Genomic DNA, 25,203 nt, shown 5'->3' with positions numbered 1-25,203 from the left:
CTGGACGTGCCGGATCAGAGCCCGGGGTACATGCGCTGCGGGTTGAAGATGCCGGCCGGGTCGAAGGTCTCTTTCAGGCGGCGGTGGATCGCGGCTAGCGGCGAGGCCAGCGGCGTAAACACGCCCACTGACTTGTCGCCGTTGCGGAACAGCGTGGCATGGCCGCCGGCGGCCTGCGCCACGGCGCGCACGCTTTCGGCATCGGTTTTGTCGGTGCCGTCCTCGGGCAGCCACCAGCGCTGGCCGCCGCCCCATTCGATCAGTTGTGAGCCGGGCAGCTCCAGCGGCGCGGCGATGGTGGGCACCGCCAGGCGCCACAGCGCGCGGCCCGCCTGGGCGGGGGCGAAGAACGGGTGGGTCTGGTCGCGCAGCGATTGCCACAGCGCCGCGGCTTGCCCGGCGTCCACGCGCTCGCCGCCCAGCCTGGCGCACGCGGCACGCACGGCGGCGGTGGCACCGGCCAGGCGCACATGCAGCACGCCCCCGTGCCAGGCCGAAGATGCCAGCGGCAGCGGCTGGCCGCCCCACAGGTTCAGTTGCCGGATGGCCTCCGCCTGCGCCAGCTCGAAGCGCAGCGTGGCCTCGTCGAACGGTGCCGGCAGCACCTTGACCGACACCTGCAGGATCAGCCCGAGCGTGCCGAGCGAGCCCGCCAGCAGCCGCGACACGTCATAGCCCGCCACGTTCTTCATCACCTGGCCGCCGAAGTCCATCACCTCGCCGCGTCCGTCCATCAGCTGCGCGCCCAGCATGAAGTCGCGCAGCGCGCCCACCGACTGCCGGCGCGGGCCCGACAATCCCGCGGCCACGGCGCCGCCCAGCGTCGCGGTGCTGGCCTGGCCCGGCAGTGCGAAATGGGGCGGCTCGAAGGCCAGCATCTGGCGCTTTTCGGCCAGCGCCGCCTCGATCTCGGCCAGCGGCGTGCCGCAGCGCGCGGTGATCACCAGCTCGGCCGGGTCATAGTCGACGATGCCGGCATAGGCGCGCGTGTCCAGCAGCTGGCCTGCGGCGGGCTGGCCGTAGAAGTCCTTGCTGCCGCCGCCGCGCAGCCGCAGCGCGGTGCGGGTCTCGGTGGCTTGCCTGACGGCGTCGCGGATGGCGTCGAGGGTGGCTTGCATATGCGTCGTGGGGTAGGGAAGGCCGGCTCAGGAGCCGGCAGGTCCGCCGGGCACTTCCGGCCGGTCGTTCTGGTATTCGGGCAGTTGGCTGCCGCAATGCTTGCAGTAGCCGGCGTCGGGTTCGTGGCCCTCGGTCAGGCAATGGGTACAGTTGCGCGTGGTGAGCGGCCGCTTCAGGATGCTGGCAGCCAGCTCGGCGCCGACGATGCCGGTGGGGAAGGCGATGATGCCGTAGCCCAGCAGGATGGTCAGCGAGGTGATGAACTGCCCCAGCGGGGTCTTGGGCACCATGTCGCCGAAGCCCGTGGTGGTCAGCGTCACCACCGCCCAGTACATGCTGACCGGGATGCTGGTGAAGCCGTGCTGCGGACCTTCCACCACGTACATCACCGTGCCCAGGATCACCGTGATGATGAACACCGTGCCCAGGAACACGAAGATCTTGCGCCGGCTGTTGACCAGTGCGCGGTACAGGATCTCGGCTTCCTCGAAGTACACAGTCAGCTTCAGGATCCGGAACACGCGCAGCAGCCGCAGCAGGCGCACGTCGATCAGGAAATGCAGCTCGGGCAGGAAGAAGGCCAGCCAGGTCGGCATGATCGAGACGAAGTCGATGATGCCGTAGAAGCTGAACACATAGCGCCACGGCCGGCGCACCACCAGGATGCGCATCACGTACTCGGCCGTGAAGAACAGCGTGAACATCCATTCCAGCACGGTGAACGGCAGCCCCAGGCGGTTGTTCACCGCGGGCAGGCTGTCGAGCATCACCACCATCACGCTGGCGACAATGGCCAGCAGCAGCGCGACATCGAAGAGCCGGCCCTCGCGGGTATCGGCCTCGAAGATGATGGTGTACCAGCGCTGGCGCCAGCCGGTCTCGGGCTGGCCCAGGCGCTGGCGGATGAACGCTTCCTGCTGCTGGCGTCGGCGTGGGCTGGACATGGCGTGGCTCAGAAGCGCGGCAGCTCTGGGTGCGGCAGCAGGCCCCGCTTCACATGCATCTTGCCGTATTCCGCGCAGCGCGCCAGCGTGGGGATGGCCTTGTCCGGGTTGAGCAGCCGTGCCGGGTCGAAGGCGGCCTTGACGCCGAAGAAGGCGTCGCGCTCGGCGGGCGAGAACTGCACGCACATCGAGTTGAGCTTCTCCACGCCCACGCCGTGCTCGCCGGTGACGGTGCCGCCCAGTTCCACGCAGGTTTCAAGGATGTCGGCGCCGAACAGCTCGGCGCGGTGCCATTCGTCCTGGTCCGAGCCATCGAACAGCACCAGCGGGTGCATGTTGCCGTCGCCGGCATGGAACACGTTGATGCAGCGCAGGCCGTACTTGCGCTCCATGGCTTCGATGCGCCTGAGCAACGTGCCGATGTGCTTGCGCGGGATGGTGCCGTCCATGCAGTAGTAGTCCGGCGAGATCCGGCCGGCTGCGGGGAAGGCGTTCTTGCGGCCGCTCCAGAAGCGCAGGCGCTCGGCTTCGTTCTGCGAGACCACGATGCGGGTGCAGCCCGATGCCGTCAGCACCGCGCTCATGCGTTCGATCTCCTCGGCCACTTCTTCCGGGGTGCCGTCGGATTCGCACAGCAGGATGGCGGCGGCATCCAGGTCATAGCCCGCATGCACAAACTGCTCGACCGCGGCGGTGGCGGGCTTGTCCATCATTTCCAGCCCGGCCGGGATGATGCCGGCGGCGATCACGTCGGCCACCGCATTGCCACCCTTCTCGACATCGTCGAAGCAGGCCATGATCACCTGCGCCAGCTGCGGCTTGGGAATCAGGCGCACCGTGACCTCGGTGACCACGGCCAGCATGCCTTCGGAGCCGATCAGCACCGCCAGCAGGTCCAGGCCCGGCGAGTCGGGGGCCTCGGAGCCGAATACCACCACCTCGCCCTCCATCGTCACCGCGCGCACGCGCAGCACGTTATGCACGGTCAGGCCGTACTTCAGGCAGTGCACGCCGCCGGAGTTCTCGCTGACGTTGCCGCCGATGGTGCAGGCGATCTGCGAGGACGGGTCCGGCGCGTAGTACAGGTTGTGGGGTGCGGCGGCGTCCGAGATCGCCAGGTTGCGCACGCCCGGCTGGACCACCGCGGTGCGCGAGTACGGATCGACCGACAGGATGCGCTTGAACTTGGCCAGCGACAGCACCAGGCCCTCGGCGATCGGCATGGCGCCGCCCGACAGGCTGGTGCCGGCGCCGCGCGGCACCACCGGCACGCCCAGCTTGTGGCACAGGCGCAGGATCGCGCAGACCTGTTCCTCGGTATCGGGCAGGGCCACGGCCATCGGCACCTGGCGGTACGCGGCCAGGCCGTCGCATTCATAGGGGACGGTGTCTTCCGGCTTCCACAGCAGCGCGGCATCCGGCAGGATCTGCGCCAGGCCGGCCAGCAGCGCGCTGCGGCGGCCTTCGGCCGTGGCATGGGCGCCGTCGGGGGCGATGGTTTGGGCTTCGTGCGGGGCATTCATGAACGACTCCTGTGGGGCCTCCTGGATGGCGGCCGGTGCGCGGCCTGCCGGTCGCGGCAATGCAGGGCCTGCCGCGGGGGACGGGTGACTATAGCGCAGGGCACCTGGCGCGGGCACCACGGGAGACGTGAATTCCGCATGGCAGGCCGATCAAAAATGCTCATCATGGCTGCGCGGGAAATCACTCCTGGCATGGGACGCAAGTCCAGCGTACACCGCGGCGCGGGTGCAGGGAAGGCGGCCCGGCCGGACTCAGCGTGCCGGCGGCTGCGGCAGGAAGCAGACCATGTCGAGCTTGTCGTGGAAGTGCGGCGCGACGTACAGCGCATCCGGCTCCAGCCCCGTGCGCACGAAGCCGAGCGACTCATACAGCCGCACCGCGCCCGCGCTGCCGGCATTGACGCACAGCGTCACCTGGCGCACGCCCGGCATGGCGGCGGCCTGTTCCATGGCCCGGTCCATCAGCGCGCGGCCGAGCTTGCGGTCGCGCCAGCCCGGGGCCACGTACATGCCCCAGATAAAGGCCTTGTGCCGGTGCTTGGCGTTTTCCTCGCGCATCACCCCGACCACGCCGGCCAGCGCGGTGTCGTCGGTGCCGTCAACGAAGGCGCCGAACACGGCCTTGCCCTCGGTCGCGTCCAGGCGCCCGGCGACGGCTTCCAGCGGCCGGTCCTGTTCCTCCTCCAGGCTGGCGGCGAAGGCCTCCGGCGCTTCGGCCAGGCCTTGCAGCCGCAGCGCCTGGAAGGCGGCGGCATCGGCGGGGGTCAGCAGGCGGATTTCCATGGGGGCGGTCTCCTACCAGTCCAGGCTCAGCAGCCAGTCGACGAAGTAGCGCGCCTCGGGCTTGAGCGGGGCCTGTTCGCGCTCGACGATGTAGTAGCCGTGCGGCGAGACCGATTCCACATCGAGCAGCCGCACCATCTGCCCCAGCGACAGCCAGTGCCGCGCCATGCGCTGGCGTACCAGCGCCACGCCCTGGTTGGACGCGATCGCCTCCAGCATCAGGCCGATGTCGTTGAACTGCGGGCCGGTCTGCGGCTCGGCCCAGTCCAGCCCGGCGCTCTCGAACCACGGCTTCCACGGCTCCAGCGGGCTGCGCAGCAGCACCAGGCCGTGCAGGTGCTCGGGTTTGGTGATGGCGCGGCCGTTGACGCGCTCGTAGTACTCGCGGCCGCAGGCCGGGAACACCGGCTCGACCAGCAGCCGGGTGGTCTTCAGGTCGGGGTAGCGGCCGGTGCCGTAGCGGATCTCGACATCGGTGTCCTCGGCCTTGACGTCCAGGAACGGGATCGCCAGGTGCAGCTCGAGGTCGATATGCGGATACAGCGCGCCGAACTCAGGCAGGCGCGGCACCAGGTGCTGGCGCCCGAAGGTGGGCGGGATCGCCACCCGCAGCCGGGTGCGCAGCTTGTTGTACTCGGGCCGCGCCAGCTCGTTGAGCGACTTGAGCGCGTCCTGCACGTTGCGCAGGTAGCGCGTGCCGGCGGCGGTCAGCCGCAGCGCCGCGTTGGCGCGCACGAACAGGTCTTCGCCCCACAGCTCCTCAAGGTTCTTGATGCGGTGCGAGACCGCGCTGGGCGTGACCGACAGCTCTTCGGCCGCGCGCGCGAAGCTGCCCAGGCGCGCCGCGGCCTCGAAGGCGATCAGCAGGTGCAGCGGCGGGACGCGGTTGAACATGGAGGCCATCTGCCCGGTACGCCTTACTGCGTGCCCGCGCGCGTGGCGCTGAAGATCTTGCCCGGGTTCAGGATGTGGTTGGGGTCCAGCGCATCCTTGATCGCGCGCATCAGGTCGAGCGCGTCCTCGCCGTGTTCTTCCACCAGGAAGCGCTGCTTGTGCAGGCCCACGCCGTGCTCGCCGGTGCAGGTGCCGCCCATCGCCAGCGCGCGCTCGACGATGCGCTGGTTGATGGCCTCGGCCTCGGCCATTTCCTCGGGCTTGCCGGGGTCGACCAGGATCGCCACGTGGAAGTTGCCGTCGCCGACATGGCCGACGATGGGGCAGGGCAGCGCCGAGGCGTTCAGGTCCTTCTCGGTCTCGGTGACGCAGTCGGCCAGGCGCGAGATCGGCACGCACACGTCGGTGGTCACCGACTTGCAGCCCGGCTTGAGCTGCAGCATGGCGAAGTACGCGGTATGGCGTGCGTTCCACAGCCGGCTGCGGTCCTCCGGGCGGGTGGCCCATTCGAAGCCCTGGCCGCCGTACTCGGCGGTGATCTGCTGCACGGTCTCGGCCTGCTCGCGCACGCCGGCCTCGGTGCCGTGGAATTCGAAGAACAGGTGCGGGGTCTCGGGCAGGGTCAGGCTGTCGTGGCGGTTGATGGCGCGGATCGCCAGCGCATCGACAAACTCCACGCGCGCCACCGGCACGCCCAGCTGGATCGTCTGGATCACCGCCTGCACCGCGCTGCCCATGCTGGGGAAGGCGCACACCGCGGCGGAGATCGCCTCGGGCTGCGGGTAGAGCCGCACCGTCACCTCGGTGATGATGCCGAGCGTGCCTTCGCTGCCGATAAAGAGCCGGGTCAGGTCGTAGCCCGCCGCCGACTTGCGCGCCTGCGTGCCGGTGCGGATCACGCGGCCGTCGGCGGTCACCACCGTCAGCGCCAGCACGTTCTCGCGCATGGTGCCGTAGCGCACCGCGTTGGTCCCGGAGGCGCGCGTGGCGCACATGCCGCCCAGCGAGGCGTCGGCGCCCGGGTCGATCGGGAAGAACAGGCCGGTGTCCTTGATTTCCTGGTTCAGCTGCTTGCGCGTGACGCCGGGCTGCACGGTCACGGTCAGGTCCTCGGGCTGCACCGCGAGCACGCGGTTCATCTGCGACAGGTCCAGGCTGATGCCGCCTGCCACGGCCAGCAGGTGGCCTTCCAGCGACGAGCCGGCGCCGTACGGGATCAGCGGCACGCCATGCTGGTTGCACAGGCGCGCCACCTCGGCCACTTCCTCGGTGCTGTGGGCGAAGACCACGGCGTCGGGCGCGGCCGGCGGGAACGGGGATTCATCGCGGCCGTGGTGTTCGCACACGCCGGCGGAGTTGGTGAAGCGGTCGCCGAAGCGCGCCGCCAGGGCTTCGCTGAAGGCGGGCGGCAGCGGACGGCGGGCGAGGGTGGCGGGCGGCGTGGGGTGGTTCATGCGGGTCTCCGGCGGGTCGGCGCGACGGTGGTGCCGGCGGCGGCGCTCCGGAGCAAGCTCCGGTCTGGCCGGCAGGGGCGCGACCCGGTTATCGAATGGACGATGAATGGGGGCTACCGGCATTCTACGCCGCGCGGCGGCTCATGCACCCTGGCGGGGCGCCGCGGCGGCCGGCGGCCGGCAGGTACTGGCCGATAGCCGCACAGCAAGCGCCGGGACACAAGAGCTTGGCCCGCCGAGGCGGTCCGGCGCGATAATGCGTCTTTCCCCCTGGCGCCCCGCGTTGCAGGGCGGACCACGACTACCACACGCTTACGAGGAGACCGGCATGGGCCACCGCCTGTCCAAGATTGCCACCCGCACCGGCGACGCCGGCACCACCGGCCTGGGCGACGGCAGCCGCACCGGCAAGGACAGCCTGCGCATCGCCGCCATCGGCGACGTCGACGAGCTCAACTGCCACGTCGGCGTGCTGCTGACCGAGGTCCTGCCGGACGACGTGCGCGCCGCGCTGCTGCATATCCAGCATGACCTGTTCGACCTGGGTGGCGAGCTGTCCATTCCGGGCTATACCCTGCTCAAGGCCGAACAGGTGGCGCAGCTCGACACCTGGCTGGCCGACTACAACGCCAACCTGCCGCGGCTGGCCGAATTCATCCTGCCGGGCGGCAGCCGCGCCGCGGCGCAGGCCCATGTCTGCCGCACCGTGTGCCGCCGTGCCGAACGCGCGCTGGTGGCGCTGGGCGCGGCCGAGCCGCTGAACGAGGCCCCGCGCCAGTACCTGAACCGGCTGTCGGACCTGATGTTCGTGCTGGGGCGGGTGCTGAACCGGGCCGGGGGCGGTTCGGACGTGTTGTGGCAGCGCGATCGCGACGCGCCTGGAGGTATGGAGTAAGCCACTTGCGACGACCGCGCCGCGTCGCCGGCTTAACCTGCGGCGGCGGATGCCGTTGTAAGCGTGCAGAAACCGAGAAAATTACTCGGATTTGCCGGTTCTGCCCTTGAAAAGCCCCCGGACGGCCACATTTCGGCCTCAGGATGAATTGCAGCCGCGCGGTTAGCGCTGGCTCAAGAGGAGAGAATAAATGGGTAAGATCATCGGTATCGACCTCGGTACCACCAATAGCTGCGTCGCGATCCTGGAAGGCAACACCCCCAAGGTCATCGAAAACTCGGAGGGTGCCCGCACCACTCCGTCGATCATCGCCTACATGGAAGACGGCGAAATCCTGGTCGGCGCGCCGGCCAAGCGCCAGGCCGTCACCAATCCGCGCAACACCCTGTACGCGGTCAAGCGCCTGATCGGCCGCAAGTTCGAAGAGAAGGAAGTCCAGAAGGACATCGGCCTGATGCCGTACTCCATCGCCCGCGCCGACAACGGCGACGCATGGGTGTCGGTGCGCGACCAGAAGCTGGCGCCGCCGCAGGTGTCCGCCGAAGTGCTGCGCAAGATGAAGAAGACGGCCGAGGACTACCTCGGCGAGCCGGTGACCGAAGCCGTGATCACCGTGCCGGCCTACTTCAACGACTCGCAGCGCCAGGCCACCAAGGATGCCGGCCGCATCGCCGGCCTGGACGTCAAGCGCATCATCAACGAGCCGACCGCGGCTGCGCTGGCGTTTGGCATGGACAAGAACGAGAAGGGCGACCGCAAGATTGCCGTGTATGACCTCGGCGGCGGCACCTTCGACATCTCGATCATCGAGATCGCGGACGTGGACGGCGAGAAGCAATTCGAAGTGCTGTCGACCAACGGCGACACCTTCCTGGGCGGCGAAGACTTCGACCAGCGCATCATCGACTACATCATCAGCGAGTTCAAGAAGGACCAGGGCGTGGACCTGTCCAAGGACGTGCTCGCGCTGCAGCGCCTGAAGGAAGCCGCTGAAAAGGCCAAGATCGAACTGTCGAGCTCGCAGCAGACCGAGATCAACCTGCCGTACATCACGGCCGATGCCTCGGGTCCGAAGCACCTGAACCTGAAGATGACCCGCGCCAAGCTCGAATCCCTGGTGGAAGAGCTGATCACGCGCACCATCGAGCCGTGCCGCATCGCCATCAAGGACGCGGGCGTCAAGGTCAGCGACATCGACGACGTGATCCTGGTCGGCGGCATGACCCGCATGCCCAAGGTGCAGGAGCAGGTCAAGGAGTTCTTCGGCAAGGAAGCGCGCAAGGACGTGAACCCGGATGAAGCCGTGGCCGTCGGTGCCGCGATCCAGGGTTCGGTGCTGTCGGGCGACCGTACCGACGTGCTGCTGCTGGACGTGACACCGCTGTCGCTGGGGATCGAGACCCTGGGCGGCGTGATGACCAAGATGATCACCAAGAACACCACCATCCCGACCAAGCATGCGCAGGTGTTCTCGACCGCCGACGACAACCAGCCGGCGGTGACCATCAAGGTGTTCCAGGGCGAGCGTGAAATGGCCTCCGGCAACAAGCTGCTGGGCGAGTTCAACCTGGAAGGCATTCCGCCCGCAGCGCGTGGCACGCCGCAGATCGAAGTGTCGTTCGACATCGACGCCAACGGCATCCTGCACGTGGGCGCCAAGGACAAGGCGACCGGCAAGGAAAACCGGATCACCATCAAGGCGAACTCGGGCCTGTCGGAAGACGAGATCCAGCGCATGGTCAAGGACGCCGAGGCCAACGCCGAGGAAGACAAGAAGGCCCGCGAGCTGGCTGACGCCCGTAACCAGGCCGACGCGCTGATCCACTCGACCAGGAAGGCGCTGACCGAGTACGGCGACAAGCTGGACGCGGGCGAGAAGGAAAAGATCGAAGCCGCGATCAAGGCACTGGAAGACGCCGCACGCGGCGGCGACAAGGCCGAGATCGACGCCAAGGTCAATGCGCTGTCCGAAGTCAGCCAGAAGCTGGGCGAGAAGGTCTACGCCGACATGCAGGCCAAGGCTGGCGAAGGTGCCACGGCCGGTGCTGCTGCCGGTGCCGGCGCGGCCGGTGGCCAGCAGGCGCAGCCGCAGGACGACAACGTTGTGGACGCCGAATTCAAGGAAGTCAACGACAAGAAGTAATCGGGACACGCGGGCGGCGGTGCAGGCACTGGCCGGCACCGCTCCCGCCCCGACGCCGGGCGCGGCCATCGGACCCAGCGGGAAACCGCCGTCGGATGCCTCGCTCGGCTTTTTTGCTATTCGCCGGTATCGCTCCGCATGCGCGTGCCGGCCAAAAGGGTTTGAGCCACCATGGCAAAACGTGACTATTACGAAGTGCTCGGGGTAGGCAAGAACGCGAGCGACGAAGAGATCAAGAAGGCTTATCGCAAGCTCGCGATGAAGTACCACCCGGACCGCAATCCGGACAACAAGGAATCCGAGGAAAAATTCAAGGAGGTCAAAGAGGCCTACGAGATGCTTTCCGACGCCGAGAAGAAGGCAGCCTACGACCAGTATGGCCATGCCGGCGTGGATCCGAACATGGCTGGCGGCTTCGGCGGCGGCCAGGGCTACGGCGGCTTTGCCGAGGCCTTCGGCGACATCTTCGGCGACATCTTCGGCCAGCAGGCCGGTGGCCGCCGCGGTGGCGGCGGCCCGCAGGCCTATCGCGGCGCCGACCTGCGCTACAGCATGGAGATCTCGCTGGAGCAGGCCGCGCACGGCCACGAGGCGCAGATCCGCGTGCCGCACTGGGACGATTGCGACCACTGCCACGGCAATGGCGCGGAGCCGGGCTCGAGCGTGGAAACCTGCCCGACCTGCCACGGCGCCGGCCAGGTGCGCGTGTCGCAGGGCTTCTTCACCATGCAGCAGACCTGCCCGAAGTGCCACGGCAGCGGCAAGTTCATCCCCAAGCCCTGCACCAAGTGCCACGGCCAGGGCAAGCTGAAGTCGCAGAAGACGCTGGAAGTGAAGATCCCGGCCGGCATCGACGAAGGCATGCGCATCCGCTCGTCGGGCAACGGCGAGCCGGGCATCAACGGCGGCCCCCCGGGCGACCTGTATGTGGAAGTCCACATCAAGCAGCACCCGATGTTCGAGCGCGACGGCGACGACCTGCACTGCCAGATGCCGATCTCCTTCGCCACCGCGGCGCTGGGCGGCGACCTGGAAGTGCCGACGCTGAGCGGCAAGGCCACCTTCCCGGTGCCTGAAGCCACCCAGTCCGGCAAGACCTTCCGCCTGCGCGGCAAGGGCATCAAGGGCGTGCGCTCGGGCTATCCGGGCGACCTCTATGTGCATGTGAACGTGGAGACGCCGGTCAAGCTGACCGAGGCGCAGAAGGACATGCTGCGCCAGTTCGACCGCTCGGTGCATGAGGGCGGCTCGCGCCACAGCCCGCAGGAGCAATCCTGGCTGGACAAGGTGAAGAGCTTCTTCAGCTGACCGGGTTTGCAGTATCGGACCGGCCACGTGCGAGCGTGGCCGGTTTTGTTTTTGGCGCGCGATAATGCCAGGGTTGGCCCCGCCGCTTCTTTTCAGACGATTTCCCCGTGGTAGCAAGCATCCAGCCCCCGCCCTCACCCCCGGTATCCCCGGCCCCTCTCCCGCGAGCGGGAGAGGGGGGCACCCAGCCAGGGGGAGGAGAAGTCTTCGCTCTTCTCGACGACGCCACGGCCCCGGCGGCGCAAGCCGCATCACGCCTCTACACCGGCCTCATCCGCGAAGACGTGCTGCCCGCCGGCAGCGACATCGCGCAGCTCGACGCGATGCTTGCCGACGGCTGGCGCCAGGGCTGGCATGCCACCCTGTTTGCCCCCTACGAATTCGGCGGCGCACTGGTCGATGCCCCGGTGCATACCGGTAACGAGATGCCGTTCCACGACGGCGCGCTGCGCCTGCTGTGGTTCCGCAACCTGCGCCGGCTCGATGCCGCGGCGGTCACGGCGTGGCTGCAGTCGAAAGCCGACCCGAAGCCAGCGGGCCTGATGGACGTGGCCTCCGATACCTCCCGCGAGGCCTTCGACGACGCCATCGCCCGCATCCACCAGTGGATCGAAGCCGGCGACACCTACCAGGTCAATTACACCCAGCGCCTGCACTTCGATGCCTTTGGCGACCCGGTGGCGCTGTATGCCGCGCTGCGCGCCGCGCAGCCGGTGCCGTATGGCGTGCTGGCCAGCCTGCCGGATGGCGCCACGGTGCTGTCGCTGTCGCCCGAGCTGTTCGTGCGCCACGACGGCCAGGGCCACCTGCTGACCCGGCCGATGAAGGGCACCGCGCCGCGCTCGGGCGATGCCGCGCGCGACGCGCAGGCCGCCGCCGCGTTGGCCGCCGATGCCAAGAACCGCGCCGAGAACGTGATGATCGTCGACCTGCTGCGCAACGACCTGGGGCGCATCGCGCAGCCGGGCAGCGTGGCGGTGCCGGAGCGCTTTGCGGTGCAGCCGTTTGGCGCGGTGCTGCAGATGACCTCCACCGTGACCGCGACGGCGCGGCCCGGCACGCGCTTTGGCGCGCTGATGGCGGCGCTGTTCCCGTGCGGTTCGATCACCGGCGCGCCCAAGCGGCGCACCATGCAGATCATTGCCGAACTGGAAGGCACGCCGCGCGGGCTGTACACCGGGGCGATCGGCTGGATCGATGCACCGGCCGGTGATGCCGCAGCCGGCCAGTTCGCGCTGTCGGTGGCGATCCGCACGCTGGTGCTGGCACCCGCCGCGGCCAACCGCCTGCGCGCCGGCGAGATGGGCGTGGGCGGCGGCATCGTCCATGACAGCGTGGCGGCGGAGGAGTTTGCCGAATGCGGCTGGAAGGCGCGCTTCCTGACCCGGCACGACCCCGCCTTCACGCTGTTCGAGACCATGCGCGTGCAGGATGGCGAGTGCCGCTACCTGGCGCGGCACCTGGCGCGGATCGGGGCCTCGGCGCTGGCGTTCGGCTTTGCCTTCGATGCCGACGCGGCGCGCGCGGCCGTGGCCGCACAGGTGGCGCAACTGGGCGCAGGCACGTGGCGCCTGCGCCTGAGCGTGGCCAAGGCCGGCACGCTCGCGTTTGCCAGCGGCGCGCTGGCGCCCATGCCGGCGGGGCCGGTCGGGATCGACATCGCCCCGGAACCGCTGCCCGCCGCCGATCCGCTGCGCCGCCACAAGACCAGCGCGCGCGCAGTGTTCGATGCGGGCTGGCAGGCCGCCGAGCGTGCCGGCGGCTTTGACCGCCTGTTCTTCAACACGCGCGGTGAACTGCTGGAAGGCGGGCGCAGCTCGGTCTTTGTCCGCATCGATGGCCGCTGGCTGACGCCGCCGCTGTCGGCCGACATCTTGCCCGGCGTGATGCGCGCGGTGGTGCTGGACGAGGGTGGGGCGGCGCTGGGCGCCCCGGGCGAAGCGGTGACGGAAGCCGTGATCACGCGCGCGATGCTCGCGCGCGCCGAGGCCATCGTCCTGGTCAACGCCTTGCGCGGCGCGATGCCGGCGACGCTGAGTCAGTAAGCCCGAAGACTAAGGGTGGTGCGTGTCCAGCACGCCGTCGCCCAGCTTCCAGCGCACCACGCCCGGCAGGTTGATCAGCTCGCGGTCGTGGCAGATCATCACCACGGTGCGGCCTTCGGCGGCCAGGTCGCCGACCAGCGCAATCACCTGCTCGCGCGCATGGCCGTCCAGGCTCGAGGTGGGCTCATCCAGCAGCAGCAACTCCGGCTCCAGCACCTTGGCGCGCGCCAGCGCCACGCGCTGGATCTCGCCGCCGGACAAGTATTCGGGCGCGGTGTCCTGCAGGTGCGACACGCCGGCCCAGCCCAGCGCTTCGCCCACGCGGCGGGCGATCTCGTCGCGCGGCAGCCCGCGTGCGTGCAGGCCGTAGGCGATGTTTTCGCGCACCGAGGTGCGGAACAGGTAAGGGTGCTGGTGCAGGTAGGCAATGCGCTGGCGCAACGCCGGCGGCAGCGGGGTGAGGGGTGCGTCGCGCGCCTGGCCCTGGGCGTCGGTCCACTGCGCGCTGGCGCCGGGTGCCGGCTCCAGCCCGGCCAGCATGCGCAGCAGCGTGGTCTTGCCGGCGCCGTTCATGCCGGTCAGCACGATCGCGGTGGCGCGCGGGATCACCAGCCTGTCGATCGCAAAGAGCTTGCGCAGGCCGATGGTGCGCGCCAGCCCGCGCACGGTCAGCAGCGGGCTGTGGTCATGGGCAGCGGAGGGTGTCATCGGCGGAAGCCTCCGGCACCCTGCAGCCAGGCCATGCCGATATTGACCAGCAGCGCCAGCGCCACCAGCACGATGCCCAGCGCAATGCCCTGCGCGAACTCGCCCTTGCTGGTTTCCAGCGCAATGGCCGTGGTGATGGTGCGGGTGGAGCCTTCGATATTGCCGCCGATCATCAGCGCCGAGCCGACCTCGGCAATCACGCGCCCGAAGCCGGCGACCACCGCCGCCATCAGCCCGAAGCGCAGCTCGCGGATCACGGTCACGAAGGTGCGCCAGCGCCCCGCGCCCAGCACCCAGGCGGTCTCGCGCAGGCGCACGTCGGCGCCCTGCAGGGTCGACAGCGCAAACGCCAGCACCACCGGGAAGCCGATCACCGCCTGCCCCAGCACCATGCCCGCCGGCGTGAACAGCAGGTGCAGGCTGCCCAGCGGGCCCTGGCGCGTCAGCAGCAGGTAGAGGACCAGCCCGACCAGCACGGTCGGGAACGACAGGAAGGCCTGCGCCACCACCACCACCGCGCGCCGGCCGGGAAACTGCCGCGTGGCGATCAGCCAGGCCGCGGCGATGGCCGGCACCGTGGCGAGGGCCAGCCCCAGCACCGCCACCATCAGCGAGGTCCAGACGATGAACCACAGGCCGGCGTCGCCGCTGGCCAGCAGGCGGAAGGCGTCGGCGGTGGCGGTGCCGATCTCCACCGGGTCAGGCGGAGAAGGTGTGCTCGGCGGCGGGGAAGCTGCCGTCCTTGACGGCGGCCACGTAGGCGCGCACGGCTGCCTCGATCGAGGTCTGGCCGTCCATGAAGTTGCGCACGAACTTGGCCTTGCGGCCCGGGTAGATATTGAGCATGTCCTGCAGCACCAGCACCTGGCCGGTGCAGTCCGCGCCCGCGCCGATGCCGATGGTGGGCACCGTCAGCGATTGCGTGATCTCGCCGGCCAGCGCCGCGGGCACCGCCTCCATCAGCACCACCTGCGCGCCGGCGGCCTGCAGTGCCAGCGCGTCGCGCTTGAGCTGGGCCGCGCCGGCGTTGGTCTTGCCCTGCACCTTGAAGCCGCCCAGCGCGTGCACCGACTGCGGCGTCAGGCCGATATGCGCGCATACCGGGATGCTGCGCTCGACCAGGAACTTGACGATGGGCGCCAGCCAGTCGCCGCCTTCGAGCTTGACCATCTGCGCGCCGGCCTTCATCAGCGTGACCGCGCTGGCAAACGCGGCCTCAGGCGTGGGATAGGTGCCGAACGGCAGGTCCGTCAGCAGCAGCGCGGTCTGGTTGCCGCGCGCCGCGCATTCGGTGTGGTAGGCCATCTGTTCCAGCGTGACCGGCAGCGTGGTCTGCTGGCCCTGCATCACATTGCCCAGCGAGTCGCCGACCAGGATCATTTCCACGCCGCAGTAGTCGAGCAGCGCGGCGAAGCTGGAGTCGTACGCGGTCAGCATGGCGATTTTCTCGCCGGCGTCACGCATTGCCTGCAGTTTGGGAATCGTGATGGTCTTGCGGGAGGGATCGAGGAGGTAGCTCATGGCAGTGCCCGTATAGGACGGCTTTGCCGGTGCCGGGAGGGCCGCCCGCGCGGCAACGACAGCCGTCGTTATTGTGTTGGGTCTGGCAGGCGGAGCCTGTCAGGGCGCAGCGAGATTAAGAAAAGCCTTGCGGCCGCGCATGTGTTCGATGCGCGACAGTAGTGTACGGAAATCGTCATCATTGTCCACCGGATTGAAGTGGGCGGTGTCGATGACCAGCACCGGGGCGTCGTCGTACCGGTGGAACAATTCGCCGTAGGCGCCGGCCAGGCGCTGCAGGTAGTGTTCGTCGATGCCGGCCTCGCCAGGCTCGCCGCGGCGCACGATGCGCTCGCGCAAGAGCGACGGGGTGGCCTGCAGCACGATCACTAGGTCGGCGCGCTGCGGCGGCAGGTCAAGGCGTGCGGCGATGGCGTCGTAGAGCGCCAGTTCGTCGTCGGACAGCGTCAGCGCCGCGTGCAGCCGGTCCTTGGCCATCAGGAAATTGGTGACCATGCGCTGGCCGGCCAGCACCCCCGCCTGCCATTGCTGCAGCTGCACCGCGCGCTGGGTCAGGCACCACAGCTGCAGCGCCAGCGCATGGCGCGCGGGGTCCCGGTAGAAGGGTTCGAGGAAGGGGCTGCGGCGCGCGCTGTCGGGCAGTTCCTGGGCGTGCAGCGTGCGCGCCAGGCGCTGGGCCAGCGAGGTCTTGCCGGATCCGACGGGGCCTTCGACGACGATGCGGCGCAGGTGATCGAGCATGGCGCTCCGGGCTTCAGTGGGGTGGATGGCAGCGCCGCGGGCGCCGCCGGGCGGGGTCAGCCAGGGGTGCCGCCATTGCCGGTCCCGCCAGCGGCGGCCTGCATGCGCAGGCACTTGCAGGTGGACACCTTCTCGATGCGCTGTGCGCCCACGCCGGACAGGTAGTCGGCGGCGCGTCCGCGGCCGGGGATGGCCAGCGCGGCGTCCAGCTCCAGCAGCGGCACCAGCGTGAAGGCGCGCTCGGTCAGGCGCGGGTGCGGCACCGTCAGGTGCTCGTGATCGTGCTGCTCGTCGCCGAACAGCAGCAGGTCCAGGTCCAGCGTGCGCGGCGCGTTGCGGAACGGCCGCTCGCGGCCGAACTGGTCTTCGATATGGTGGCAGATGCGCAAGAGTTGCGCCGCGGTGAACGAGGTCTGCACCTTGACCACCGCGTTGTAGTAGTCGTCGCCGCCGGCATCGACCGGGGCGGTGCGATAGAGCGATGAGCGCGCCAGCACCGTGATGCCGACCTGCTGGGCCAGACACACGATGGCGTCCTTGATGGCCTGGCGGGCATCGCCAAGATTGGCCCCGATGCCGATGAAGGCAAGCGTCATTTAGGTTTCCTCTGGCTGGCCGGGGCCGGCATGTGCTGCCTCGCCCGCGTCCGTGTCGCTCCGGGAGGACACTTTATCCGATTTCCGCGGACTGCGCCGGCGGCGCTTCTTGCGTGCCGGGCCTTCGCCCTCGGCGCCCTGGCCACCTTGACCGCCCTGGCCGCCTTGACCACCCGGGCCGCGCGCGCCGCGTACCACGTCGATCAGGTCCTCGCGCTCGCCCGGGTCGGCGTCCTGGAAGTCTTGCCACCAGGTGGCCAGTTCCTCGGGCAGCTCGCCCGACTGGCAGCGCAGGTGCAGGAAGTCGAAGCCGGCACGGAAGCGCGGCGACTCCAGCAGCCGGAACGGCATGCGGCCCACGCGCTTTTCAAAGCGCGGCTGCATGCCCCAGATATCGCGCATGTCGGTGACAAAGCGGCGCTGGATCGCCAACTGGCCGGTCTGCTTTTCCAGCACCATGTCCATGGCGGTGTTCAGCGCGGCGATGGCGTGCTCGCCTTCTTCGCGCAGCTTGGCCCAGCGCTGCAGCACGTGGTGCCACAGCAGCGCGGCAAACAGGAAGCCCGGCGAGACCGGCTTGCCGGCCTGCACGCGGCGGTCGGTGTTGTCCAGCGCCAGCTGCACGAAGCGCTGGCCCATGGGCTGCTCCAGCGCCACGTCCAGCAGCGGCAGCAGGCCCTGGTGCAAGCCGGCCTTGCGCAGCTCCTGCAGCGAGGCCCAGGCGTGGCCAGACATCAGCAGCTTGAGCATCTCGTCGAACAGGCGCGCGCTGGGCACGTTGTGGATCAGCGAGGCCAGGCCGGCGATCGGGTGGCGCGTGGCCTCGTCGATCTCGAAGCCGGTCTTGGCGGCGAAGCGCACCACGCGCAGCATCCGTATCGGGTCTTCGCGGTAGCGCGTGACCGGGTCGCCGATCATGCGCAGCGTGCGCGCGCGGATGTCTTCCATGCCGTGATGGTAGTCATGCACGGTCTGCGCGGCCGGGTCGTAGTACATCGCGTTGATGGTGAAGTCGCGGCGTTCCGCGTCTTCGGCCTGCGAGCCCCACACGTTGTCGCGCAGCACCCGGCCCGAGGCATCGATCGCATGGGTCTTGCTGTCGAGCTCGGCGCGCTTCAGGCGGCGGCCTTCGGGCAGGGTCTCGCTGGCGATGGCGTCGACCAGCGCGCGGAAGGTCGAGACTTCGATGATTTCCTGCTCGCGCCCGCCGTAGAAGGTCACGTGCACGATCTGGAAGCGCCGGCCGATGATGCGCGAGCGCCGGAACAGCGCCTGCACCTGGTCGGGCGTGGCGTTGGTCGCGACGTCGAAATCCTTGGGCTTGATGCCGAGCAGCAGGTCGCGCACCGCGCCGCCCACGATGTAGGCCTGGTAGCCGGCCTGCTGCAGCGTGGAGGTGACCTTGACGGCATTGCGCGACAGCAGCGCGGGGTCGATCTGGTGTTCGTCGGCGCCGACAATGCGCGGCGTATGGGCATGGCCGGTGCGGCGCAGCTTGGGGCCGGGTTTGCCCAGCAGCCGGGTAATGAGCTTCTTGATCACGTCAGAACAGATCCATGATGCGCCAGCCTGCCGCGGCGGCGTGGTGGCGCAGGCGATCGTCCGGGTTAGTGGCGATCGGCTCGGAGACTTTTTCCAGCAAGGGCAGGTCGTTGGCCGAGTCGCTGTAGAAGGTGGTTTTCTCGAAATGGTCCCACTGCGCGCCCTGGCTCTTGAGCCAGGCCTCGACGCGGGTGATCTTGCCTTCGCGGAAGCTGGGCACGCCCTCGACCTCGCCGGTGTACTGGCTCTCGGGCTTGCCGTCGACGGTGGCCGGCTCGGTCGCGATCAGGTGCTTGATGCCGAAGGCCGTGGCGATCGGCGCGGTGACGAAGCTGTTGGTGGCGGTCACCACGGCGCACAGGTCGCCGGCTTCCAGGTGCTTGTAGACCAGCGCGCGCGCCTGCGGCGTGATCACGGGGTCGATCACCTCGTGCATGAAACGCACCCGCATGGCATCGAGCCGGTCGCGCGGGTTGGCCGCCAGCGGCGCCAGCGCAAAGCGCAGGAAGGCCTGGATATCGAGGGTGCCGGCCTTGTAGTGGCCGTAGAACTCGTCGTTCTTCTGCCGGTAGGTTTCCTCGTCGACGACGCCCAGGCGGACCAGGAAGCGGCCCCATTCATGGTCGCTGTCGGTCGGGATCAGGGTGTGGTCGAGATCAAAGAGTGCCAGATTCATGGGCGGCGATTTTACCTTAAGGCGAGAGGTCGGGCGGGCAGACAGGCAGGCGCCGTGGCCGCGTTGGGTGCGATTTGGGCGCCGATGCCGGCGCTAATCCCGGAATTCAGCAAACATTTCACGCAGCAGCGGCAGCGTCACCGGCCGCTTGCGTTCCAGCGAGTAGGTGTCGAGCGCGTCCAGCAGCGCCATCAGGCTTGGCATGTCGCGGTAATGCCGCGTCACCAGCCAGTGCGTGATCTCCGGCGACAGCTGCAGGCCGCGCTCGCGTGCTGCATGCAGCACAGCGGCCTTCTTGTCGTCGTCCGACAGCGGCGCGACCTGGTACACCAGGCCCCACCCCAGGCGCGTGCGCAGGTCTTCGCGCACCGGCATCGCGCGCGGGGCCAGGCCGCCGGCCACCACCAGCGCGGTGCGCACGTGGGCGCGCACCTCGTTGTAGAGCGAAAACACCGCGATCTGGCGCGCTTCATCCAGCAGCTCGACGTCATCCACGGTGTAGAGCTGGCACCAGGGGTCGAACAGGAAGTCCGACAGCGGGTGGTGCGGGCTCAGGTAGCGGCTGCGGATGCCGTACTGCGGCCCGGCCTCGCATACCGCGTGCAGCAGGTGGGTACGGCCGCAGCCGACCTCGCCCCACAGGTAGACCAGCCGGTCGCTGGCGTGCTCCTGGGCGAGCGCGGCGGGCAGCTCGCGCAGGCGCTGCACCGCCTCGCGGTTGGATGCCACCACGAAATTCTCGAAGGTCGAAGGCGGCGGGCTGCCCAGCTCGAGCGACAGTTGCTTGGGACGCGGGGACATGACGTATGGCTAACTTGCAGGTGTGGGCAGCAGTGGGGCAGCCGTTATTTTCGGTACAGGTCGCTGGCCAGGTAAACCCGCCGCAGCTGCCGCGCACCGACCAGCAGCACGGCACAGGTCGGCAGCGCCAGCAGCACGCCGAAGAAGCCGAACAGCTGGCCGAAGGCGAGCAGCGCGAAGATCACCACCAGCGGGTGCAGGCCGATGCGTTCGCCCACCAGGCGCGGGGTCAGGTAAAAGCTCTCGATAAACTGGCCGAAGCCGTAGACCACTGCCACCGCGGCCAGCCCGTACCAGTTGCCGAACTGCAGCAGCGCGGCCAGGACCGCCATGACCAGCCCGACACCAAAGCCAATATACGGGATAAACACCGCCAGCCCCGTGAAGACCCCGACCGGCACGCCGATATCGAAGCCGGCGATGGTCAGCCCGATCGAGTAGATCGCCGCCAGGATCACCATCACCAGGATCTGGCCGCGCAGGTATTGCGACAGCAGCGCGTCGGTCTCGTTGGTCAGTTCGCGCACCTTGGGCACCCAGCGGCGCGGCACCACGCCCTCGATGCGGCGCATCACCATGTGCCAGTCCATCATCAGGTAGAACATGACGATGGGCACGATAAAGACGATGCCGGCCACCGTGATCAGCGCCGAGCCCGACATCTTGACGTAGTTCAGCAACACCACCAGCAGGTCTTCCGGGCTGGCCGAGAAGCGGTCCGACAGCATGTTGCGCAGGCCGGGGAAGTCAAAGCGCACGCGCACGCCGAACTCGGCCAGCCGGGGCGAAACCACCGAATTGAGCTTCTTCAGCAGGATCGGCAACTGCTCGCGCACCTGCGGGATCTCGCGCTGCAGGACTGCAATCAGCAGCAGCAGCAGCAGCACGCAGATCACCGTCAGCAGCAGGATCATCAGCGTTACGCCCACCGCGCGCGGCACGCGGCGGCGCTGCAGCCAGTCCACGCCCGGATTCAGGATATAGGCGAAGATGAACGCGAACAGGAACGGCGTCAGCACCGGCGCCAGCGCGATGATGGCGGCGAACAGCGCAACGGCCACGACGATCCAGAGCAGGATGCGCTTGGCCTCTTGGTTCAACAGCGGGGCATTCATCAATAGTTGGGGGGGAACGGGCGACAGCGCCGTTTGCGGCGGAATCTCGCCGGAAACTGGAAGCGGGGGGCCTCTATCCGTTAAAATTGCAATTCTACTGGACTCGCGCCCGCCTTCCGATGCCAAGCAACGGAAGCCGCAGTGGCCCGAGCGCCGAATTCCTCACTTTATTTCCTCCAGGACAAGCAGGTTCCCATGAGCGCATCCCCGACCGCCGGCCAGGCAGGCCTTTCCTACCGCGACGCCGGTGTTGATATCGATGCCGGCGACGCACTGGTCGACCGCATCAAGCCGTTTGCCAAGCGCACCATGCGCGAGGGCGTGATGGCGGGCATCGGCGGGTTCGGTGCGCTGTTCGAACTGTCGAAGAAGTTCCAGGAGCCGGTGCTGGTATCGGGCACCGACGGCGTGGGCACCAAGCTCAAGCTCGCCTTCCAGCTCAACCGCCATGACACCGTCGGCCAGGACCTGGTCGCCATGAGCGTCAACGACATCCTGGTGCAGGGTGCCGAGCCGCTGTTCTTCCTCGACTACTTCGCCTGCGGCAAGCTGGACGTGGACACCGCCGCCACCGTGATCCAGGGCATCGCCCGCGGTTGCGAACTGGCCGGCTGCGCCCTGATCGGCGGCGAAACCGCCGAAATGCCGAGCATGTACCCGGACGGCGAATACGACCTGGCCGGCTTTGCCGTCGGCGCGGTCGAAAAGAAGAAGATCATCGACGGCAGCACCATCACCCCGGGCGACGTGGTGCTGGGCCTGGCTTCGTCGGGCGCGCACTCCAACGGTTATTCGCTGGTGCGCAAGATCATCGAAGTGGCCAAGCCGGACCTGAACGCCGACTTCCACGGCCAGCGCCTGCAGGACGCGATCATGGCGCCGACGCGGATCTACGTGAAGCCGCTGCTGTCGCTGATCGAAACCCTGCCGGTCAAGGGCATGGCCCATATCACCGGCGGCGGCCTGACCGAGAATGTGCCGCGCGTGCTGGCGCAGGACGTCACCGCCGTGCTCAAGCGCGATGCCTGGACGCTGCCGCCGCTGTTCCAGTGGCTGCAGGCGCAGGGCCGCGTGGCCGACGACGAAATGCACCGCGTGTTCAACTGCGGCATCGGCATGGTGGTGATTGTGGCCAAGGAAGATGCTGAGCGTGCTATTCGTCACCTTCAGGCGGCTGGTGAGGCAGTGTGGGAGATTGGTGAGATCCGCGCACGTGCGGAAGGCGAGGCGCAGACGATCGTGGTCTGATCTGTTTCTGTGGTTTTGCTGTGAGAGCGGCGCATGCCTTTGGGTGTGCGCCGTTTTTGTTTTTTGGCTTGGCGCTATGCGGTTGCATCGGCGCCAACCCCAAACAACGACCGCCAATCCCCCCCATCCTGGTGCACTGCACCAAAACCCAACATGCACCCACACCAAACCTGACAAACAAAATTCAACTTGATTGTATGGCGGTTTATATCCTAATGTACTGAGCAAAGACGCCGCACACGCATGCTGCGTCGGAGACAACGCCCGAATGCGACGCCGGGGACCACCACCGCGCGCCAGGGCAGGCCAGGGACCATTGGAGGATCCACCATGCAAGCAGTCAGCATCGACGCACCAGCCAAGAACGGCGCGTCGCCCCAGAAGCAATCCGTCGCGCGTGTCGCCGGGGCCAGCCTGGCCGGCACCACGCTTGAGTTCTACGACCACTTCATCTACGGATCGGCCGCCGCGCTGGTCTTCCCCAAGTTGTTCTTCCCGCAGAGCGATCCGCTGACCGCGACGCTGCTGTCCTTTGCCAGCTACGGCGTGGCCTTCGTGGCGCGGCCGCTGGGTGCGGCGATCTTTGGCCACTTCGGCGACAAGATGGGCCGCAAGTCCATCCTGATCATCACCCTGCTGATGATGGGCCTGGCGACCTTCGGCATCGGCCTGTTGCCGACCTATGCCGCCGCGGGCGCGCTGGCGCCGGCGCTGCTGGTGCTGCTGCGCGTGGTGCAGGGCCTGGCCCTGGGCGGCGAGTGGGGCGGGGCCGCGATCATGGTCAATGAGCTGGACCCTGAAGGAAAGCGGCGCGGCATCCTCGGCAGCCTGGTGCAGCTGGCGGCGCCGATCGGCCTGCTGCTGGCCAACGGCGTGTTCGCGCTGGTGACCTGGCAGGTGTCGGAAGAAGCGTTCCTGAGCTGGGGCTGGCGCGTGCCGTTCCTGCTGTCGGCGCTGCTGGTCGGGGTCGGGCTTTATATCCGCTCCAACGTGCGTGAATCCGGCATGTTCGAGAAGCTCGAGGAATCGCATGCCGAAGCGCGCGCGCCGATCATGGAAGTGCTGCGCAACTACAAGAAGCAGCTGCTGATCGCCTTCGGCGCGCGGCTGGGCGGCGATATCGCCTTCTACGTGTTCACGCTGTTCCTGCTGTACTTCGTGCCGACCAAGCTGGGCCTGCCCAAGAGCATCGCGCTCAATGCCGTGCTGCTGGGCGCGCTGGCGCAGATCCTGTTCATCCCGATCGCCGGCCTGCTGGCGGACCGCATCGGGCGCCGCCCGGTGCTGATGATCGGCGGCATCGGCGGCGCGGTGTGGGCCTTTGCCTTCTTCGCGATGATCAAGACCGGCAACCCGGCGCTGATCATGCTGGGCTCGTTCGTCGGCATGGTGCTGGTGTCGTTCATGTTCTCGCCGCTGGCCTCGTTCCTGCCCGAGCTGTTCGCCACCCGGGTGCGCGTGACCGGTGCCTCGCTCGGCTTCCAGTTTGCCGGTGTGTTCGGCGGCGCGCTGGCCCCGCTGATCGCGGTGGGCCTGCTCGACCGCTTCGGCAGCACCACGCCGATAGCCCTCTACCTGGCGGCGGTGTGCGCGCTGATCGCAGTGGCCGCTGCCGCCGCGCGCGAAACCGCACACATGCACCTGTCCGACGCGGACCACTGAGCGCCGCCGTCCCAACCTTTTCGTGAGCAGTATCGTGAAACAGTTCGACCTGATCATCCGCAACGGCACCGTGGTGACCGCCAGCGACACCATGCAGTGCGATATCGGCATCGCCGGCGGCCGCATCGTGCAGCTTGGCCTTGACCTGGGCGAGGCGGCGCAGACCATCGACGCCAGCGGCAAGCTGGTGCTGCCGGGCGGTGTCGATGCGCACTGCCACCTGGACCAGCCCATGCCGGATGGCCTGAAGATGGCCGATGGCTTCCGCACCGGCTCGGTCTCGGCGGCGTGCGGCGGCACCACCACGGTGATCCCGTTTGCCGCGCAGCAGAAGGGCCATTCGCTGCGCGCCGCGGTCAGTGACTACCACCGCCGCGCCGATGGCCAGGCCGTGGTCGACTACGCCTTCCACCTGATCGTGGCCGACCCGACCGAGGCGGTGTTGAACGACGAGCTGCCTGGCCTGATCCGTGAGGGCTATTCGTCGTTCAAGATCTACATGACCTACGACGACCTCAAGCTGAACGACCGCGAGATCCTTGAGGTGCTGTCGGTGGCGCGCCAGGAGGGCGCGCTGGTGATGGTGCATGCCGAGAACTCGGACTGCATCGCCTGGCTGACCGAGAAGCTGGGAGCGGCGGGCAACACCGCGCCGAAGTTCCACGCGCTGGCCCGGCCGATGGCGATCGAGCGCGAGGCCACGCACCGCGCTATCACGTTCTCCGAGCTGGTCGACGTGCCGATCCTGATCGTCCATGTATCGGGCAAGGAAGCGGTGGAGCAGATCCGCTGGGCGCGCAACCGCGGCATGAAGATCTTTGCAGAGACCTGCCCGCAGTACCTGTTCCTGACTGCCGAAGACCTCGACCAGCCCGGCTACCACGGCGCCAAGTGCGTGTGCAGCCCGCCGCCGCGCGACCGCAGCAACCAGGAAGTGATCTGGGACGGCCTGGCCGACGGCCTCTTCACCGTTTTCTCGTCCGACCATGCACCGTTCCGCTACGAAGACGCGCAGGGCAAGAAGCCTGGCGGCAAGGAAGTCCCGTTCCAGTACATCCCCAACGGCATCCCCGGGCTGGAAACCCGGCTGCCGCTGCTGTTCTCGGCTGGCGTGGTGGGCGGCCGCATCTCGGTCAACCAGTTCGTCGCGCTGACCTCGACCAACCCCGCCAAGCTCTACGGCCTGCATCCGCGCAAGGGCACCATCGCCATCGGCGCCGATGCCGACCTGGCGATCTGGGATCCGCAGCGTGAAGTGACGATCCAGAACACCGACCTGCACCATGCGGTCGACTACACCCCGTATGAAGGCCTGCGCGTGACCGGCTGGCCGGTGACCACGCTGGTGCGCGGCAAGGTGGTGGCGCATGAGGGCGAGGTGCTGGCCGAGGCCGGCCACGGCCAGTTCCTGCCGTGCGGGCTGCCGGAGATGGCCAGGCCGCGCTATCGCACCTCGGGCGGCAGCCTGTGACGGCGGCCGTGCCG

The 25,203-nt window shown here is 68.4% G+C and carries 22 protein-coding genes; 7 read left to right on the top strand and 15 right to left on the bottom strand.

Annotated features, from left to right (window positions below; translation table 11 throughout):
* Positions 1-14: 14 nt before the first annotated feature.
* From glcE to ACW4E8_RS12835, 6 genes are all read right to left on the bottom strand, one after another.
* Positions 15-1,118, bottom strand: coding sequence for a glycolate oxidase subunit GlcE (gene glcE, locus ACW4E8_RS12860; protein WP_456804864.1), 1,104 nt, complete (start codon positions 1,116-1,118; stop codon positions 15-17).
* 27 nt (positions 1,119-1,145) lie between these two features.
* Positions 1,146-2,063, bottom strand: a complete 918-nt coding sequence (locus tag ACW4E8_RS12855; protein ID WP_456804863.1) for an ion transporter — start codon at positions 2,061-2,063, stop codon at positions 1,146-1,148.
* Between the two features lie 8 nt (positions 2,064-2,071).
* Positions 2,072-3,586 (bottom strand): FAD-linked oxidase C-terminal domain-containing protein, encoded by a 1,515-nt coding sequence (locus ACW4E8_RS12850; RefSeq protein WP_456804862.1) that lies wholly within the window; start codon positions 3,584-3,586, stop codon positions 2,072-2,074.
* 252 nt (positions 3,587-3,838) lie between these two features.
* Positions 3,839-4,369 (bottom strand): N-acetyltransferase family protein, encoded by a 531-nt coding sequence (locus ACW4E8_RS12845; protein ID WP_456804861.1) that lies wholly within the window; start codon positions 4,367-4,369, stop codon positions 3,839-3,841.
* Positions 4,370-4,381: 12 nt separating this feature from the next.
* On the bottom strand, positions 4,382-5,272 hold the full coding sequence (locus tag ACW4E8_RS12840; protein ID WP_456804860.1) for a LysR substrate-binding domain-containing protein: 891 nt from the start codon (positions 5,270-5,272) through the stop codon (positions 4,382-4,384).
* Positions 5,273-5,286: 14 nt separating this feature from the next.
* Positions 5,287-6,717 carry an FAD-binding oxidoreductase gene (locus ACW4E8_RS12835; protein WP_456804859.1) on the bottom strand — a complete coding sequence of 477 codons (1,431 nt, stop codon included), beginning with the start codon at positions 6,715-6,717 and terminating at the stop codon, positions 5,287-5,289.
* 328 nt (positions 6,718-7,045) lie between these two features.
* Between ACW4E8_RS12835 and ACW4E8_RS12830 the strand changes: the two genes are divergently transcribed.
* From ACW4E8_RS12830 to pabB, 4 genes are all read left to right on the top strand, one after another.
* Positions 7,046-7,612, top strand: coding sequence for a cob(I)yrinic acid a,c-diamide adenosyltransferase (locus ACW4E8_RS12830; protein WP_456804858.1), 567 nt, complete (start codon positions 7,046-7,048; stop codon positions 7,610-7,612).
* Between the two features lie 190 nt (positions 7,613-7,802).
* On the top strand, positions 7,803-9,755 hold the full coding sequence (gene dnaK / locus ACW4E8_RS12825) for a molecular chaperone DnaK (RefSeq protein WP_456804857.1): 1,953 nt from the start codon (positions 7,803-7,805) through the stop codon (positions 9,753-9,755).
* Positions 9,756-9,926: 171 nt separating this feature from the next.
* The gene (dnaJ, locus tag ACW4E8_RS12820; RefSeq protein WP_456804856.1) at positions 9,927-11,063 is read left to right on the top strand and encodes a molecular chaperone DnaJ; all 1,137 of its coding nucleotides are present in this window, start codon (positions 9,927-9,929) and stop codon (positions 11,061-11,063) included.
* A gap of 107 nt (positions 11,064-11,170) precedes the next feature.
* A complete protein-coding gene (gene pabB, locus ACW4E8_RS12815) occupies positions 11,171-13,108 on the top strand; it encodes an aminodeoxychorismate synthase component I (protein ID WP_456804855.1) in 1,938 nt (645 codons plus the stop codon).
* A 9-nt stretch (positions 13,109-13,117) separates the two neighbouring features.
* Here the strand turns inward: pabB and ACW4E8_RS12810 are convergent, their stop codons facing one another.
* From ACW4E8_RS12810 to ACW4E8_RS12770, 9 genes are all read right to left on the bottom strand, one after another.
* The gene (locus ACW4E8_RS12810; protein ID WP_456804854.1) at positions 13,118-13,816 is read right to left on the bottom strand and encodes an ATP-binding cassette domain-containing protein; all 699 of its coding nucleotides are present in this window, start codon (positions 13,814-13,816) and stop codon (positions 13,118-13,120) included.
* Positions 13,813-14,511, bottom strand: a complete 699-nt coding sequence (locus ACW4E8_RS12805) for an ABC transporter permease (protein ID WP_456804853.1) — start codon at positions 14,509-14,511, stop codon at positions 13,813-13,815. Before ACW4E8_RS12805 ends, ACW4E8_RS12810 begins: the two co-directional genes overlap by 4 nt.
* A 4-nt stretch (positions 14,512-14,515) precedes the next feature.
* Positions 14,516-15,337: a 3-methyl-2-oxobutanoate hydroxymethyltransferase gene (panB, locus tag ACW4E8_RS12800; protein ID WP_114133772.1), complete on the bottom strand. Its 822-nt coding sequence runs from the start codon at positions 15,335-15,337 to the stop codon at positions 14,516-14,518.
* A gap of 99 nt (positions 15,338-15,436) precedes the next feature.
* Positions 15,437-16,078, bottom strand: a complete 642-nt coding sequence (locus ACW4E8_RS12795) for a deoxynucleoside kinase (protein ID WP_456804852.1) — start codon at positions 16,076-16,078, stop codon at positions 15,437-15,439.
* A gap of 56 nt (positions 16,079-16,134) precedes the next feature.
* Positions 16,135-16,674, bottom strand: coding sequence for a 2-amino-4-hydroxy-6-hydroxymethyldihydropteridine diphosphokinase (gene folK, locus ACW4E8_RS12790; protein ID WP_456804851.1), 540 nt, complete (start codon positions 16,672-16,674; stop codon positions 16,135-16,137).
* A complete protein-coding gene (gene pcnB / locus ACW4E8_RS12785; protein WP_456804850.1) occupies positions 16,675-18,216 on the bottom strand; it encodes a polynucleotide adenylyltransferase PcnB in 1,542 nt (513 codons plus the stop codon).
* Between the two features lies 1 nt (position 18,217).
* Positions 18,218-18,892 carry a histidinol-phosphatase gene (locus tag ACW4E8_RS12780; protein WP_035817273.1) on the bottom strand — a complete coding sequence of 225 codons (675 nt, stop codon included), beginning with the start codon at positions 18,890-18,892 and terminating at the stop codon, positions 18,218-18,220.
* Between the two features lie 93 nt (positions 18,893-18,985).
* Positions 18,986-19,693 (bottom strand): DnaA regulatory inactivator Hda, encoded by a 708-nt coding sequence (hda, locus tag ACW4E8_RS12775; protein WP_456804849.1) that lies wholly within the window; start codon positions 19,691-19,693, stop codon positions 18,986-18,988.
* Positions 19,694-19,737: 44 nt separating this feature from the next.
* A complete protein-coding gene (locus tag ACW4E8_RS12770) occupies positions 19,738-20,808 on the bottom strand; it encodes an AI-2E family transporter (protein WP_456804848.1) in 1,071 nt (356 codons plus the stop codon).
* A 195-nt stretch (positions 20,809-21,003) separates the two neighbouring features.
* Here ACW4E8_RS12770 and purM point away from each other — a divergent pair, with 195 nt between their 5' ends.
* From purM to hydA, 3 genes are all read left to right on the top strand, one after another.
* Positions 21,004-22,056: a phosphoribosylformylglycinamidine cyclo-ligase gene (gene purM, locus ACW4E8_RS12765; protein WP_013957906.1), complete on the top strand. Its 1,053-nt coding sequence runs from the start codon at positions 21,004-21,006 to the stop codon at positions 22,054-22,056.
* A gap of 330 nt (positions 22,057-22,386) precedes the next feature.
* On the top strand, positions 22,387-23,718 hold the full coding sequence (locus ACW4E8_RS12760) for an MFS transporter (protein ID WP_456804847.1): 1,332 nt from the start codon (positions 22,387-22,389) through the stop codon (positions 23,716-23,718).
* A gap of 34 nt (positions 23,719-23,752) precedes the next feature.
* Complete coding sequence (gene hydA, locus ACW4E8_RS12755) at positions 23,753-25,189, top strand: dihydropyrimidinase (protein WP_456804846.1); 1,437 nt, start codon at positions 23,753-23,755, stop codon at positions 25,187-25,189.
* Positions 25,190-25,203: the final 14 nt, after the last annotated feature.

The organism is Cupriavidus sp. CP313 (assembly GCF_054072015.1).
Note: the sequence above shows the minus strand (reverse complement) of the source record. Positions and strands in the feature narration are given on the sequence as shown.

Excerpts from the sequence above, each read along its gene's own strand:
- glcE (WP_456804864.1), bottom strand. The coding sequence starts at position 1,118 with ATGCAAGCCACCCTCGACGCCATCCGCGACGCCGTCAGGCAAGCCACC.
- ACW4E8_RS12760 (WP_456804847.1), top strand. The coding sequence starts at position 22,387 with ATGCAAGCAGTCAGCATCGACGCACCAGCCAAGAACGGCGCGTCGCCC.
- purM (WP_013957906.1), top strand. The coding sequence starts at position 21,004 with ATGAGCGCATCCCCGACCGCCGGCCAGGCAGGCCTTTCCTACCGCGAC.
- panB (WP_114133772.1), bottom strand. The coding sequence starts at position 15,337 with ATGAGCTACCTCCTCGATCCCTCCCGCAAGACCATCACGATTCCCAAA.
- ACW4E8_RS12845 (WP_456804861.1), bottom strand. The coding sequence starts at position 4,369 with ATGGAAATCCGCCTGCTGACCCCCGCCGATGCCGCCGCCTTCCAGGCG.
- dnaK (WP_456804857.1), top strand. The coding sequence starts at position 7,803 with ATGGGTAAGATCATCGGTATCGACCTCGGTACCACCAATAGCTGCGTC.
- ACW4E8_RS12835 (WP_456804859.1), bottom strand. The coding sequence starts at position 6,717 with ATGAACCACCCCACGCCGCCCGCCACCCTCGCCCGCCGTCCGCTGCCG.
- ACW4E8_RS12840 (WP_456804860.1), bottom strand. The coding sequence starts at position 5,272 with ATGGCCTCCATGTTCAACCGCGTCCCGCCGCTGCACCTGCTGATCGCC.
- ACW4E8_RS12810 (WP_456804854.1), bottom strand. The coding sequence starts at position 13,816 with ATGACACCCTCCGCTGCCCATGACCACAGCCCGCTGCTGACCGTGCGC.
- dnaJ (WP_456804856.1), top strand. The coding sequence starts at position 9,927 with ATGGCAAAACGTGACTATTACGAAGTGCTCGGGGTAGGCAAGAACGCG.
- folK (WP_456804851.1), bottom strand. The coding sequence starts at position 16,674 with ATGACGCTTGCCTTCATCGGCATCGGGGCCAATCTTGGCGATGCCCGC.
- ACW4E8_RS12795 (WP_456804852.1), bottom strand. The coding sequence starts at position 16,078 with ATGCTCGATCACCTGCGCCGCATCGTCGTCGAAGGCCCCGTCGGATCC.
- ACW4E8_RS12770 (WP_456804848.1), bottom strand. The coding sequence starts at position 20,808 with ATGAATGCCCCGCTGTTGAACCAAGAGGCCAAGCGCATCCTGCTCTGG.
- ACW4E8_RS12850 (WP_456804862.1), bottom strand. The coding sequence starts at position 3,586 with ATGAATGCCCCGCACGAAGCCCAAACCATCGCCCCCGACGGCGCCCAT.
- ACW4E8_RS12855 (WP_456804863.1), bottom strand. The coding sequence starts at position 2,063 with ATGTCCAGCCCACGCCGACGCCAGCAGCAGGAAGCGTTCATCCGCCAG.
- ACW4E8_RS12780 (WP_035817273.1), bottom strand. The coding sequence starts at position 18,892 with ATGAATCTGGCACTCTTTGATCTCGACCACACCCTGATCCCGACCGAC.
- hda (WP_456804849.1), bottom strand. The coding sequence starts at position 19,693 with ATGTCCCCGCGTCCCAAGCAACTGTCGCTCGAGCTGGGCAGCCCGCCG.
- ACW4E8_RS12830 (WP_456804858.1), top strand. The coding sequence starts at position 7,046 with ATGGGCCACCGCCTGTCCAAGATTGCCACCCGCACCGGCGACGCCGGC.